The sequence below is a fragment of the Streptomyces sp. HUAS TT11 genome (genome assembly GCF_051553595.1).
GTDB lineage: Bacteria > Actinomycetota > Actinomycetes > Streptomycetales > Streptomycetaceae > Streptomyces.
Map to the genome: position 1 here is coordinate 5,981,197 of NZ_CP196184.1, position 13,724 is coordinate 5,994,920.

10 protein-coding genes and 2 pseudogenes are annotated in these 13,724 nt (G+C 69.5%); 7 read left to right on the forward strand and 5 right to left on the reverse strand.

Features of this window, described 5'->3' with window-relative positions:
* The first annotated feature begins 10 nt into the window (after positions 1-10).
* From mreD to ACSHXN_RS26720, 6 genes and pseudogenes are all read left to right on the forward strand, one after another.
* Positions 11-676, forward strand: coding sequence for a rod shape-determining protein MreD (gene mreD, locus ACSHXN_RS26695; protein WP_355140840.1), 666 nt, complete (start codon positions 11-13; stop codon positions 674-676).
* Positions 677-759: 83 nt separating this feature from the next.
* Positions 760-3,012: a penicillin-binding protein 2 gene (mrdA, locus tag ACSHXN_RS26700; protein WP_438303851.1), complete on the forward strand. Its 2,253-nt coding sequence runs from the start codon at positions 760-762 to the stop codon at positions 3,010-3,012.
* Positions 3,009-4,208 (forward strand): rod shape-determining protein RodA, encoded by a 1,200-nt coding sequence (gene rodA, locus ACSHXN_RS26705; protein ID WP_355140842.1) that lies wholly within the window; start codon positions 3,009-3,011, stop codon positions 4,206-4,208. The genes mrdA and rodA overlap by 4 nt, the downstream gene beginning before the upstream one ends.
* Before the next feature lie 96 nt (positions 4,209-4,304).
* A complete protein-coding gene (locus ACSHXN_RS26710; RefSeq protein ID WP_355140843.1) occupies positions 4,305-5,813 on the forward strand; it encodes a CYTH and CHAD domain-containing protein in 1,509 nt (502 codons plus the stop codon).
* 118 nt (positions 5,814-5,931) lie between these two features.
* Positions 5,932-7,893, forward strand: a complete 1,962-nt coding sequence (locus tag ACSHXN_RS26715) for a TIGR03960 family B12-binding radical SAM protein (RefSeq protein ID WP_438303852.1) — start codon at positions 5,932-5,934, stop codon at positions 7,891-7,893.
* 652 nt (positions 7,894-8,545) lie between these two features.
* Positions 8,546-8,755: pseudogene (locus tag ACSHXN_RS26720) on the forward strand (transposase); the annotation flags it as partial.
* 68 nt (positions 8,756-8,823) lie between these two features.
* Here the strand turns inward: ACSHXN_RS26720 and ACSHXN_RS26725 are convergent.
* The 3 genes and pseudogenes from ACSHXN_RS26725 to ACSHXN_RS26735 form a co-directional block, all read right to left on the reverse strand.
* A complete protein-coding gene (locus tag ACSHXN_RS26725; RefSeq protein WP_355142482.1) occupies positions 8,824-9,255 on the reverse strand; it encodes a VOC family protein in 432 nt (143 codons plus the stop codon).
* Between the two features lie 756 nt (positions 9,256-10,011).
* A pseudogene (locus ACSHXN_RS26730) lies at positions 10,012-10,749 on the reverse strand (helix-turn-helix transcriptional regulator).
* On the reverse strand, positions 10,746-10,889 hold the full coding sequence (locus ACSHXN_RS26735; RefSeq protein ID WP_355142486.1) for a hypothetical protein: 144 nt from the start codon (positions 10,887-10,889) through the stop codon (positions 10,746-10,748). The pseudogene ACSHXN_RS26730 and the gene ACSHXN_RS26735 overlap by 4 nt, the downstream one beginning before the upstream one ends.
* Before the next feature lie 188 nt (positions 10,890-11,077).
* Here ACSHXN_RS26735 and ACSHXN_RS26740 point away from each other — a divergent pair, with 188 nt between their 5' ends.
* Positions 11,078-11,866 (forward strand): SDR family oxidoreductase, encoded by a 789-nt coding sequence (locus ACSHXN_RS26740; RefSeq protein WP_438303854.1) that lies wholly within the window; start codon positions 11,078-11,080, stop codon positions 11,864-11,866.
* Between the two features lie 544 nt (positions 11,867-12,410).
* Here ACSHXN_RS26740 and ACSHXN_RS26745 read toward each other — a convergent pair.
* Positions 12,411-13,139, reverse strand: a complete 729-nt coding sequence (locus ACSHXN_RS26745; protein ID WP_438303855.1) for a hypothetical protein — start codon at positions 13,137-13,139, stop codon at positions 12,411-12,413.
* Positions 13,136-13,690: a SigE family RNA polymerase sigma factor gene (locus tag ACSHXN_RS26750; protein WP_355142568.1), complete on the reverse strand. Its 555-nt coding sequence runs from the start codon at positions 13,688-13,690 to the stop codon at positions 13,136-13,138. The genes ACSHXN_RS26745 and ACSHXN_RS26750 overlap by 4 nt, the downstream gene beginning before the upstream one ends.
* Positions 13,691-13,724 lie beyond the last annotated feature (34 nt).

Below are 13,724 nucleotides of genomic sequence, written 5' to 3' on the forward strand. Positions count from 1 at the left end.
GCTGAACCAGATGCGCTTCAACCGGATGCTGCTCGCCACCGCCCTGGTGGTCGTCGCCCTGGTGATCCAGGTGAGTGTGCTCGCCCGTCTCCATCTCCCCGGTGCCGTACCGGACCTGGTCCTGCTGACCGTGGTCGCTCTCGCACTGGTCTACGGCAACGTCGGCGGCTGTCTCGTCGGCTTCGGCGCCGGCCTGCTCTCCGACCTCGCCCCGCCCGCCGACCACGCCGCCGGGCGCTACGCCCTCGTGCTGTGCGTCATCGGCTACCTCGCCGGACTCGCCAGGCCCGAGAACGGCCGTCTGAAGTCCGCCACCGGCCCGATGGTCGTGGTGGTCGCCGCCGCGGTCGGCTCTACCCTGCTGTACGCGAGCGTGGGCGCCCTCGTCGGGGACACCGCCGCCCGTCATGTGGGCCTGGGCAGTCTGCTGTTCACGGCGGCCCTGTACGACCTGCTGCTCGCGCCGTTCGTGGTCCCGGGGATCATGGCCCTGGCCCGCCGGGCCGAGAACGACCCGCTCGCCGAGACCAGCTCCACGAAGGCGGCCGACGTCTCCTCCGGGTGGCTCTCCTCCGGCACCGGACTGCGGATCGGCAGCCAGCGCGGCCTCCGGGTCAAGGCGGCCAAGGCGAGAGTGGCCCGTGCGGGCCGTATCAAGGGGGTCAAGCGGCTGTGACGACCCATAAGGCGGCCGACCGCTCACACAGGTTGGTCGTGTAGTCGTATGACACGTATGTGCACCGAGAGGGGGCGGCAGCAGTGAGCAACATCCCCGAGACCGGACGGACCCCACGCGTCCAGATCCGTCTCGTCGTCATCCAGATCCTTGTCCTCTCGCTCCTCGGCACCCTCGGCGGCCGTCTGTGGTATCTGCAGATCCGCAACGGCTCCGAGTACGCCAAGGAGGCGTCCGGCAACCACGTCCAGCAGGTGGTCCAGCCCGCCGTGCGCGGCGAGATCCTGGACGCGCGCGGCGTCCCGATCGCCGACAACGAGACCCGCCTCGTGGTCTCCGCCTCGCGCACCGACCTGCTGAAGATGAAGGACGACGGCAAAGGGGTCCTCACCAAACTGGCGAGCGTTCTCGGCATGAAGCCGCAGGACGTCATGGGCAAGGTCCGCCTGTGCGACTCCAAGACGCCCCAGCCCTGCTGGAACGGCTCGCCCTACCAGCCGATCCCCATCACCGACGAGGCCACCCCCCGCCAGGCCCTGCAGATCCGCGAGCGCTCCGAGGACTTCCCCGGCATCACCGCCGAGCCCGAGGCCGTGCGCCGGTACCCGAGCCCGGGTGAGGCCAACACCGCCCAGGTCCTCGGCTATCTCTCGCCCGTCACCGACGACGAGATCCAGCAGGCCAAGGACACCGACTCGCCGTATCTGCGGTCGGACCAGGTGGGCCGGTCCGGGCTTGAACGCCAGTACGACAAGGCGCTGCGCGGCAAGGCCGGCGTCACCCGCTACGAGGTGGACAACCTCGGCCGGGTCATCGGCAAGGCCAAGAGCGATCCCGCCGACGCCGGTTCCAACCTGGTCACCAGCATCGACGCCCGGGTGCAGCGGGTCGCCGAGTACGAGCTGGACAACGCGATGAAGATCGCCCGCACCCAGTTCGACGACATCACCGGCGAGAACTACAAGGCCGACTCCGGTGCCGTCGTCGTGATGGAGGCCAAGACCGGCCGCATCGTCGCCATGGCGTCCGCCCCGACGTACGACCCGAACGTCTGGGTCGGCGGCATCTCCGCCAAGGACTACCGGCAGCTCACCGGCAAGGGTTCCGACTACCCACTGCTCAACCGTGCCATCCAGGGGCAGTCGGCGCCCGGCTCGACCTTCAAGGTCGTCTCCACGGCCGCCGCGGTCGAGGCCGGCTATCCCTTCGACGGCAATTACCCGTGCACGAGTTCGTATTCGGTCGGCGGCCAGGTCTTCAAGAACTTCGAGGGTGAGAACTTCGGCCCGATCTCGCTCGGCCGCGCTCTCGAGGTCTCCTGCGACACCGTCTTCTACGGCCTCGCCGACAGCGAGTGGAAGAGGGACGGCGGCATCAACCCCAAGAAGGGGCAGCCCAAGGACTACTTCTACAAGGCCGCCCACCAGTTCGGTCTCGGCAAGCCCACCGGAATCGACCTGCCCAACGAGGTCTCCGGCCGCGTCCCCGACCGCGAGTGGAAGCAGAAGTACTGGGAGGCCAACAAGGACAGCTGGTGCAAGACCGGCAAGAAGGACGGCGACTACGTCCAGAAGATCGCGTACGAGAACTGCCTCGAGGGCAACAAGATGCGCGAGGGTGACTCGATCAACTACTCCATCGGCCAGGGCGACACGCTTCTGACACCGATCCAGGAGGCGGTCATCTACTCGGCGATCTCCAACGGCGGCACCATGTGGAACCCGACCATCGGCAAGGCGATCGTCAGCGCCGACGGCAAGCACGTCAGCGAGATCAAGCCCAAGTCGCACGGCAAGCTACCGATCGACCAGAAGACGCGGGACGTCATGGAACAGGCGCTCGCAGGCGTGGTCACCCACGGTACCGCGGCGTGGAAGTTCGGCGGCTGGCCGCAGGACAAGATCGCGCTGCACGCCAAGACCGGTACCGCGGAGGTCTACGGCAAGCAGACGACTTCCTGGCTGGCCACCTACTCCAAGGACTACGCGGTCATCATGACCATCGCCCAGGCCGGTACGGGTTCCGGCGCCTCCGGTGAAGCCGTGCACAACATCTACAACGCCCTGTACGGCGTCCAGAAGGACGGCTCGATCGACAAGAAGAAGGCCCTGCTGTACACCCCGCAGAAGGACCTGCCCAAGATCCAGCCCGACGGATCGATGACGGCCCCGAAGATCGAGAAGTACGACCCGAAGGCGGACCAGGCCGAGGGCGAGGGCCAGCAGGGGATGCCCACCGACAACCCGCCGGCCACCGTCCCCACGCCGACCTCGACCAACCGTGACACCCGTAGGCGCACGGCCCGCCCGAAGAAGAGGCGGAGGATCCTGACGTGACCGGAGCGAACAACTTCTCCGTCTCCGGATACGGTCCCGAGCGGCCCGTCTGGACACGGCTCTTCGCCCGCGACAGCCTGGCCCGCCGCCTGGACTGGCCGATACTGCTGTCGGCCCTGGCCCTGTCCCTGATCGGCACGGCCCTCGTCTACTCGGCGACCCGCAACCGCACCGAGATCAACCAGGGCGACCCGTACTACTTCCTGATCCGGCACCTGATGAACACCGGGATCGGGCTGGCGCTGATGGTCGGCACGATCTGGCTCGGCCACCGCACCCTGCGCACGGCCGTGCCCATCCTGTACGGCATCTCGGTGATGCTGATCCTGCTGGTGCTCACCCCGCTCGGCGCGACCGTCAACGGTGCGCACGCATGGATCGTGTTCGGCGGCGGGTTCTCCCTCCAGCCCTCGGAGTTCGTCAAGATCACGATCATCCTGGGCATGGCCATGCTGCTCGCCGCCCGCGTCGACGCCGGCGACAAGGCCCACCCCGACCACCGGACCGTGGCCCAGGCCCTGGGTCTTGCGGCCGTCCCGATGCTGATCGTCATGCTGATGCCCGACCTGGGGTCGGTCATGGTCATGGTGATCATCGTGCTCGGTGTGCTGCTCGCCTCCGGCGCCTCCAACCGGTGGGTGTTCGGGCTGCTCGGCGCGGGTGCCCTGGGCGCGATCGCCATATGGCAGCTGCACATCCTGGACGAGTACCAGATCAACCGCTTCGCCGCCTTCGCCAACCCCGACCTGGACCCCGCGGGCGTCGGCTACAACACCAACCAGGCACGCATCGCGATCGGTTCCGGCGGACTGACCGGTGCCGGGCTCTTCCACGGCTCACAGACGACGGGACAGTTCGTCCCCGAACAGCAGACCGACTTCGTCTTCACGGTCGCGGGTGAGGAACTGGGCTTCGTCGGCGCGGGACTGATCATCGTGCTGCTCGGTGTCGTCCTGTGGCGGGCCTGCCGGATCGCCCGGGAGACCACCGAGCTCTACGGCACGATCGTGGCCGCCGGCATCATCGCCTGGTTCGCCTTCCAGGCCTTCGAGAACATCGGCATGACCCTCGGCATCATGCCGGTCGCCGGCCTTCCGCTGCCGTTCGTCTCGTACGGCGGCTCGTCGATGTTCGCCGTCTGGCTGGCAGTGGGCCTGCTGCAGTCGATCCGGGTGCAACGGCCACTGTCGGCATAGGGACACGATCGCCGTCGGGCCGGGAACGGTGGGCGCGTTCCGGACGAAGTCCGGTCGGCCCTGCCCTCCCGGCCCGATTGCCATTAGATTCGGTTCATGGCGGACACGAAGCGCGAAATCGAGCGAAAGTACGAGGCCGCGGCCGGGAACGACCTGCCCGACCTCACCGGCGTCGGCGGGGTCTCGGCCGTCGTCGACAAGGGTCTCGCACAACTCGACGCGACCTACTACGACACGGTCGACCAACGGCTCGCAGGCGCCTCCCTGACCCTGCGCCGCCGCACCGGCGGCGACGACGCCGGCTGGCACCTCAAACTGCCCGTCGCCGAGGGCGTACGCGACGAGATCCACGCCCCGCTCTCCGACACCGTCCCCGGATACCTGTCGAGCCTCGTCCGCTCCCGCATCCGCGACGCCGCGCTCGTCCCCCTCGTCCGCCTGCGCTCCGCCCGCGACATCCGCCACCTCGTCGACGCCGAAGGCGCCCTGCTCGCCGAGGTCAGCCTGGACCGGGTCCGCGCCGAACGCCTCAGCGGCGGCGCGGGAGCCACCGAATGGACCGAGATCGAGGTCGAACTCGCGGACGACGGCGACCCCGCCTTCCTCGACAAGGTCGACAAGACACTCCGCAAGGCCGGGGTGAGCCGCTCGTCGTCGCCGTCCAAGCTGGCCAGAGCCCTGGAGGAGACCGGCGCCCCCGTCGGTCGGGCCACCGCCGGCGACGGCAAGCCGCCCGTCACCGCGGGCGACCACGTCCTCGCCTACGTCCGCGTCCAGCGGGACGCGATCGTCGACCTGGACCCCGCGGTGCGCCGGGACGTCTTCGACTCCGTGCACTCCATGCGCGTGGCCACCCGCCGGCTGCGCAGCACGTTCCGCTCGTTCTCCAAGGTCCTGGACCGGCGCGTCACGGACCCGATCGCCGACGACCTGAAATGGCTGGCCGGCGAGCTGGGCATCGACCGCGACCGGGAAGTCCTCACCGAGCACCTGACGACCGCCCTGGCCGAACTGCCGCGGACCCTGGTCTGCGGACCCGTCCAGGGCCGGCTGAAGACCTGGTCGAACGAACGGCGCGGCGGCACCCGGAACCGGCTGATCACCGTCCTGGACGGCGACCGCTACCTGAGGCTGCTGAACGCCCTGGACGCCCTGGTCACCGACCCGCCCCTGCTGAAGGCGGCCGCCAAGAACCCGGCCAAGGTGATCGCCAAGGCCGTACGGAAGGACTTCGGTAAAGTCGCCGACCTGGTCGGACAGGCACTGGACCTGCCGCCCGGCCACGACCGCGACATGGCGATGCACGACGCCCGCAAGAAGACCAAGCGCACCCGGTACGCCGCCGAGGCCGCCGCGCCGGCCCTGGGCAAGCCCGCCGAGTCCCTGGTCAAGTCGATGAAATCCCTGCAGACCGTGCTCGGCGATCACCAGGACAGCGTGATGGCCCGGGAAACGCTCCGGGAGCTGTCGGCCACGGCGTACGCGGCGAAGGAGAACTCCTTCACCTACGGCGTGCTGTACGGGCGGGAGGAGCAGCGTGCGGCGGCCGCAGAGGCCGCGCTGCCCGAGTTGTGGCGGTCGGTGCAGGGACAGGCGCGGATCTAGCCGCGCGCGGGGGAGGCCGGGCCGCCCAGGGCCCCTCGGGCGTCCGAGGAGGGGCCCGGGCCGCGTTAGGCTTGATGGTCACTCCCGTCAGTACCGTCCAGCTCACGAAAGTCGCGAGATGTCTGCCGAATCGGTCTTCCCGCAGCTCGAAGCTCTGCTCCCGCATGTGCAGAAGCCGATCCAGTACGTCGGCGGAGAGCTCAACTCCACCGTAAAACCGTGGGACGCCTGTGACGTCCGTTGGGCCCTCATGTACCCCGACGCCTACGAGGTCGGCCTGCCCAACCAGGGCGTCATGATTCTTTACGAGGTCCTGAACGAGCAGGAGGGCGTCCTCGCCGAGCGCACCTACAGCGTCTGGCCGGACCTGGAGGCCCTGATGCGGGAGCACGACGTCCCGCAGTTCACGGTGGACAGCCACCGCCCGGTGAATGCCTTCGACGTCCTGGGCATGAGCTTCTCCACCGAGCTCGGCTACACGAACATGCTCACGGCCCTGGACCTGGCCGGGATCCCCCTGGAGGCCAAGGACCGCACGGTCGACGACCCCATCGTCCTGGCGGGCGGCCACGCGGCCTTCAACCCCGAGCCGATCGCCGACTTCATCGACTGCGCGGTGATCGGCGACGGCGAGCAGGCGGTCCTGGAGGTCACCGGGATCATCCGCGCCTGGAAGGCGGAGGGCCGCCCGGGCGGCCGCGAGGAACTCCTCTTCCGCCTGGCGAAGACCGGCGGGGTGTACGTGCCGGCGTTCTACGACGTGGAGTACCTCCCGGACGGCCGTATCGCCCGCGTCGTCCCGAACAAGTCGGGCGTCCCGTGGCGTGTCTCCAAGCACACGGTGATGGACCTGGACGAGTGGCCCTACCCGAAGCAGCCGCTCGTCCCGCTGGCGGAGACGGTCCACGAGCGCATGTCGGTCGAGATCTTCCGCGGCTGCACGCGCGGCTGCCGCTTCTGCCAGGCGGGCATGATCACCCGCCCGGTCCGGGAGCGCTCGATCACCGGCATCGGCGAGATGGTCGACAAGGGCCTGAAGGCGACCGGCTTCGAGGAGGTGGGCCTGCTGTCCCTGTCCTCGGCCGACCACAGCGAGATCGGCGACGTCGCGAAGGGCCTCGCCGACCGCTACGAGGAAGACAAGATCGGGCTCTCGCTGCCGTCGACCCGGGTGGACGCCTTCAACATCGACCTGGCGAACGAGCTGACGAGGAACGGCCGCAGGTCCGGTCTGACCTTCGCCCCGGAGGGCGGCTCGGAGCGCATCCGCAAGGTCATCAACAAGATGGTCTCGGAAGAGGACCTGATCCGTACCGTCGCCACCGCCTACGGCAACGGCTGGCGCCAGGTGAAGCTGTACTTCATGTGCGGTCTGCCGACGGAGACGGACGAGGACGTCCTCCAGATCGCCGACATGGCCATGCGCGTGATCCAGAAGGGCCGCGAGGTCTCCGGCTCGAACGACATCCGCTGCACGGTCTCGATCGGCGGCTTCGTCCCCAAGCCGCACACGCCGTTCCAGTGGGCCCCGCAGCTGTCGGCGCAGGAGACCGACGCGCGCCTCGAAAAGCTCCGCGACAAGATCCGCGGCGACAAGAAGTACGGCCGCTCGATCGGCTTCCGCTACCACGACGGCAAGCCCGGCATCGTCGAGGGCCTGCTCTCCCGGGGTGATCGCCGGATCGGCGCCGTCATCCGCGCGGTCTACGACGACGGCGGCCGCTTCGACGGCTGGCGCGAGCACTTCTCGTACGACCGCTGGATGAGTTCCGCGGACAAGGCCCTGGCGGACTTCGGCGTCGACGTCGACTGGTACACCACCCGCGAGCGCGGCGCCGAGGAGGTCCTCCCCTGGGACCACCTCGACTCGGGCCTCGACAAGGACTGGCTCTGGGAGGACTGGCAGGACGCCCTCGACGAGACGGAGGTCGAGGACTGCCGCTGGACACCGTGCTTCGACTGCGGGGTGTGTCCTCAGATGGACACGCACATCCAGATCGGCCCGACGGGCAAGAAGCTGCTGCCTCTGACGGTCAAGAACACGGCGCCGACGCCTGCGGCGAGCGGTCACGTGCACTGAGGTGAGCGAGGCACTGGCGGGGGTGAGCGAGGAGGAGGTGACGGCTGCACTGTCCGCGGTCGGCATATCGGGCCCTCGCCCGCCGATGCCGTCAGTGGCCCTCCGGACGCCGCTGCCGGGCCCTGAGGCTTCGCTGCACATCGTTTCCGAGGTGGAGTGGGTCTGAGAGCCCGGATCGGTTTCTGCGTGACCTGTACGACTCTGTGAGCCTCCTTTCCTGACCGGGAAGGGGGCTCGTTGGGGTTCGTCGCCGAGTGGGTCCTGGGCTCGGCGGGGAGATGTGCCCCAAGTAGCTGAATTACGAGGTCGCACTACGTCATCAAGCCCCCGGCCCGATGGGTGGGGAGGGAGCCTGCCTGGCCCCAGCCCGCAGCATTCGGCAGGCCTCAGCTGAGGCGCCACTTGAAATGACAGAACACCACCGCAACCCGTTGGTCCCGTAGCTTCCTCATGCTTCACCGACCTCAGCGGCATCGCCTCAGTCCCTGGGGATGTGGTCTACGGCTTCGTGGAACAGGGCGAGGAGCTATTGCCTTCGGCACCCGGACGGGCCCCGCCCAGCGGGAGCAATCATCGCGACCGGAAGTAACCGTCATCAGTCCCGCATGGCGGCCTGACCGGGCGAGCAGACCCCAGTGACCGTCGCGCCCAAATGCCCCACCGCCGCACCCCGGGCGAAGAGTTGCCGGGCCGGAAGCGCGAGCACAATCGCTCGCACAAACAGGTCCGGGCCCGCGTCGAGCACGTCTTCGCCCGCATGAAGACCTCAAAGATCCTCCGCGACTGCCGTCTCAAGGACGACGGCGTCCGACACGCCATGCTCGGCATCGCCCGACTGCACAACCTCCCTCTCACGGGATAGCTTCTGCCGCATACGAGACCTGAGAGGTCCCCGGGAGACGGCTCCCCCCTCGCAGTCTCGGAGGAGAATCAGTCGAGGCAGAACTCGTTGCCCTCGATGTCCTGCATCGTGATGCACGACTCGTTGACGCCATCGGCGCGCTGCGTCAGCACGTGTTTCGCGCCGAGCGCCATCAGCCGTGCGCATTCGGCCTCGAGTGTGGCCAGGCGCTCGTCACCCACGAGCCCTGTGCCGACCCGCACATCAAGATGCACCCGGTTCTTGACGACCTTGCCTTCGGGAACTCGCTGGAAGAGCACGCGCGGGCCCGCACCCGAGGGATCAGTGCACGCGAAGTAGATCTCCTCCTCAGGCGGCAGCGAGTGGTGGTACTCCTCCCACGTGGCAAAGCCCTCCGGGACTGTCGGAACGACGTACCCCAGCACCTCGCACCAGAAGGCGGCGAGGCGCGCAGGTTCCGCGCAGTCGAAGGTCACTTGGAACTGCTTGATCATTGACATCGGCGCACGATAACAGGGGCCCTGCTGATCTCCCCGGCCGGGTGGATCCACACGTTGCCGGGAGGACGGCCCCTGCCATCCGCTGCTGTGCCGTGCCGGTACAGGGGTGAACCGAGGTCGGCGCCTCTCCCGAAGGGTGGGACCCAGGATCCGATCTCAGCCGACCACTCTCGTGCCAAAGATCAGTTACGGGACAGCCCTTGGTGCACCTGTCCGAGCTGAGCTCGGTGCCTGTGGCGGCGCCAGAGGATGTCACAGAGGTGGGCGACCAGCTGACGGTCTTCGTCGCGCATGTCGACCCCGAGCGACGCCGACTGTCGTTGTCTCGGCGACATTCCCGAGCGGTTGCGGGGCGGACCGTGCCCTCAGACGGACACGCACATCCAGATCGGCCCGACGGGCAAGAAGCCGCTGCCGTTGACGGTCAAGAACGCGGCGCCGACGCCTGCGAAGCGGCGACGCGCACTGAGGTGGACGATGTGGCCGCCGTTCCGAGGTGGGTCGGCGTTTCGGAAGGGCGCCGGCCGGCCGTGCAACGTGTGTGTTGAACGGCATCCACCCGCACCGGTTCCGTTGCCGTCTCGGTCGGCGACGGGCTGATCCGGGTGTCCGGGTGAGGGCGGCGACGGCTTCGATCGGAGATCGTCAGGGCGGTGACGGGAGCGTGCGTGCTCTACCCGGCGCCCTCGCCGTCATCACGGTCCCCACGTGGAGGCCGCGGCATCCGCCGCTTCTTCTCCGAGGACCCGGGACCGCTCAGGCCTCGGGAGCGGCGGGACGAGGGTCCGGAGCGGCACCGGTCGCGGGCGCGTCCCAGCTGCTGAGGATGCACCGGGACTCGGCTGTGGCGCAGCCCGGCTCCGGGATGGAGACGCACAGCGTCTGGTTCTCGTCGCCGGGCAGCTGCAGCGATTCGTACGAGAAGTGCAGGTCGCCGACGAGTGGGTGCCATCAGTGCTTGGCGCCGTGGGTGCGGCGCAGCACCCGGTGGTCGTTCCACCACGTGCTGAACTCCGGCGAGTTGAGGGTCAGCTCGCCGATCAGGTCGGCCAGTCGGCGGTCCTGCGGGCAGTGGCCGGCCTCCAGGCGCAGCATGGCCACGGTCTCGCACGCGATCCGCTCCCAGTCGCCGGTGCGCTCGCGGGCCTCGGGGCCGAGCAGGTACGAGCGGGCGAGGTTGCGCCGGGGGACGGGCAGCGCGTCGAAGTCGGTGAGGACGGCGCGGGCCAGGCGGTTGGAGGTCAGGACGTCGGTGCCTCGGCCGATGATGTACGCGGGCACGTGGTCAAGGGTCTGCAGCATGAGGTGCAGACCCTGGCGGACTCGCTGCGGGGTGACCGGCGCCCGCCGCCCGCCCGGGCGGGCGAGGAGGTCGGTGAGGTGTTCGCGCTCGGCGGGATCCAGGCGCAGGGCGCGGGCCGGGGCGTTCACCACCTCGGGCGAGGGGTGTGCGGCCCCGCCCTGCTCCAGCCGGGTGTAGTACTCGGTGCTCACGCCTGCGAGGCGGGCGGTCTCCTTGCGGCGCAGGCCGGGGACGCGGCGGGGACGTCCGTCGGGGGCAGCCCCGCCGACTCGGGGCTGAGACGCGCGCGGCGGGTGCGCAGGAAGTCGGCGATCTCGCTGCTGCGGTCCATACACCCAGTCCGGTCTGCCCGTATGCGGTCCGCCCCGCGCTGGGTGGCCCTGCCGGTACCTGCCTGGCCAGGGACATCTCCGGGCCGTCCGCACCCCTCCCACGGTGGTCTGCTGGAAGCCAGGGGCCGCGACGGCGGACGTCCGAGGCCCCGTCCGTACCCACTGATCTTCCGGAAGGTGCCACCCCATGACCACCGAGACCCATGCCAAGTCCTCGACCAAGCCCCTGGACGGCCGGGTGGCCGTCATCACCGGGGCGTCCAGCGGCATCGGCGAGGCGTCGGCCGAGCACCTGGCGTCGCTGGGCGCGACGGTCGCCGTGCTGGCGCGGCGCGCGGAACGGCTGGACGAGCTGGTCACGCGCATCGGCAAGAACGGCGGCAACGCGGTGGCGATCGCCGTCGACGTGACCGACGCCGCCGCGGTGCAGGCCGCGGCCGACCGCGTGGCGGCGGAGCTGGGCGGCGCGGACCTGCTCTTCAACAACGCCGGCGTCATGCTGCCCGCGCCCGTCGAAGAACTGCGCGTCGACCAGTGGCAGCACCAGATCGACCTGAACATCTCCGGGCTGATGAACGTCATCGGCGCCTTCACCCCGCAGCTGGTGCGGGCGGCCGGTGAGCGCGGCGTGGCCGACCTGATCAACACCTCGTCGAGCGCCGCGCAGAACCTCTGTCCGACCTTCGCCGTCTACGCCGGTACCAAGGCGTTCGTCTCGCACCTGTCGAAGCACCTCCGGGTCGAGCTGGGCCCGAAGAGCGTGCGGGTCTCCGCGATCGAGCCCGGGATCGTGGGCACCGAGCTGCAGGACCATGTCACGGATGCCGGTGCCAAGGTGTGGCTGGAGGGGTCGAAGGAGACCGTCGACTGGCTCCGGCCGGACGACATCGCGCAGACAGTCGGCTTCATCGCCTCCCTGCCGCTGCGGGTCAACCTTCCGCAGGTCTTCATCATGCCGACGGCCCAGCCCAGCTGACACCGGCCGCCGGGGGCAAAGGGCCCCGGGCCGGGCCGGCTGCGCGGCACGTGGGACGCCGGAGGATCCCGGCGGGCTGCCGGGGTTCCGCCGTGGTCGGCACCTCCCTCGGCATGGAGCCCGGCACGCCTCGACAACGCCGTCACGGCTGTCCCGAGGTACGGCGCCTGTGGCAAGACCGCCGGACCGTCGGCAAGGACCTGCACGTGACCGCTCGAGGCAGGCGTCGGCGCCGCGTTCTTTGACCGTCGACGGCAGCAGCTTCTTGTCGTCGAAGACACCGGCTCGGAGGTGACCGCCGCCCCCGACGCCACGGGTGACGGCTGCTGCACCGGCCAGGCCGCGGGGGACACCTCGGCGGCCTCGGGCTGCGCCTGCGGCCAGTGATCGCAACGGCCTGTCCCGCAGTCCCCGTTCGCCTCAACCCCATAAGGCCATTTTTGGCAGGATGCTCGGCGACGCCGGGCCGAGCCCATCGGGGCGAGACCGGCGAGCTGCGCTCCGCCGGACGCAGAGGGCGGCAAGGGACGTCCCCTCTGTGAGGTCACCGTGTCGTCAACCGGGCGTAGATCCTGCCTTCGGTGTCGCGGACGGTGATCTGGGAGACGTAGTCGATGGGGTTGCCGCCGGGCTTGACGTGGGTGGTGGCGTACCAGGCGCCCCATCCGGGGTGGCCGGGCAGTTCGATGAGTTTGCCGTGCGTGGTTCCGGCTTGTGTGTGGATCTCGACTGTGGATGGGGTGCCTTTGCCGCCGTAGTACAGGCCGGAGAGGTAGGCGCGGCTGTCGGTGATCTCGGACTGGAGTGAGACCCCTGGGGTGCTCGGGTCGATGTTGCCGTCGACCATGCTGCGGAACTGCGGTTCGGGTGAGGAAGGCGTTGTCCAGTGCTTGCCCTCGGCCGTGAGCCAGAGCTGGAAACCGGGGGCGACCGCCACATGCTCGCCGGGCGAAACAATGCGGGGCTTCGGGGCCGGGGCGGTCGAGGAGGGGGAGGGAGCGGGCGTGGACGCCGCCGGGGGTGTGATGCGCTCGGCGTCGGGGCTCGTGCCGTGCAGCGCGACGAGAGCCAGAGGTACCAGCAACACCCCGCAGCCGGCGGCGAGTACGGCCGCCCCCCGCCTGCGCCGGATCCGCCGCCCGCGGCGCTCCACGGCCGCCAGCGGCAGAGGGGACGGTGTGATGTCGTGGGCCGCCTCGGCCAGCGCCTCACGCAACCGCCCGGTGTCGGCATGCTCCGTGCCTGGTTCTGCTTCGGTTCCGAGGTGATTCATCGGCGGGCTCCGGAGACGGGGTGGGTAGGGTCGGAGGCTGCGAAGGCGGGATGGGAGCGCAGCGCCGCGAGACCACGCCGCGCATGGGTCTTGACCGTCCCGAGCGAGCAGTTGAGCAGTTCGGCGATCTCGGTCTCGGCGAGGTCCTCCCAGTAGCGCAGCACCAGCACCGTCCGCTGTCGGGTGGAGAGCGTGCCGAGCGCCTCCGTGATCGCGGCGCGGCGCTCGACGGACTCGGCGTGGCCGTTGTCCGGCTGGTCCACCCGCTCGGGCAGGAACGGCATCAGCAGATGCGTGACACGTCTCCTGCGGGTGCGGCTGAGGTTGTTGTTGACGAGCGAGCGTCGTACGTAGAAGTCGACGTCGTCGCGCGGGATGCGTCCCCAGCGCGCGTACACCTTGGTCAAGGTGGTCTGCACGAGATCCTCGGCCTCGTGGAAGTCCCCCGTGAGCAGGAGGGCGGTCCGCACCAGACGAGTCCAGGACGCACCGGCGTAGGCGGCGAAGTCGGGGCTCTCCGGGGAGGCTGCGAAGGTCTCGTACTGCGGCACGGACGCGGTTCCTCTGAGTCGGGTACGGGAGAGA

Excerpts from the sequence above, each read along its gene's own strand:
- mreD (WP_355140840.1), top strand. The coding sequence starts at position 11 with ATGCGCTTCAACCGGATGCTGCTCGCCACCGCCCTGGTGGTCGTCGCC.
- ACSHXN_RS26710 (WP_355140843.1), top strand. The coding sequence starts at position 4,305 with ATGGCGGACACGAAGCGCGAAATCGAGCGAAAGTACGAGGCCGCGGCC.
- ACSHXN_RS26715 (WP_438303852.1), top strand. The coding sequence starts at position 5,932 with ATGTCTGCCGAATCGGTCTTCCCGCAGCTCGAAGCTCTGCTCCCGCAT.
- ACSHXN_RS26725 (WP_355142482.1), bottom strand. The coding sequence starts at position 9,255 with ATGTCAATGATCAAGCAGTTCCAAGTGACCTTCGACTGCGCGGAACCT.
- ACSHXN_RS26735 (WP_355142486.1), bottom strand. The coding sequence starts at position 10,889 with ATGGACCGCAGCAGCGAGATCGCCGACTTCCTGCGCACCCGCCGCGCG.
- ACSHXN_RS26740 (WP_438303854.1), top strand. The coding sequence starts at position 11,078 with ATGACCACCGAGACCCATGCCAAGTCCTCGACCAAGCCCCTGGACGGC.
- ACSHXN_RS26745 (WP_438303855.1), bottom strand. The coding sequence starts at position 13,139 with ATGAATCACCTCGGAACCGAAGCAGAACCAGGCACGGAGCATGCCGAC.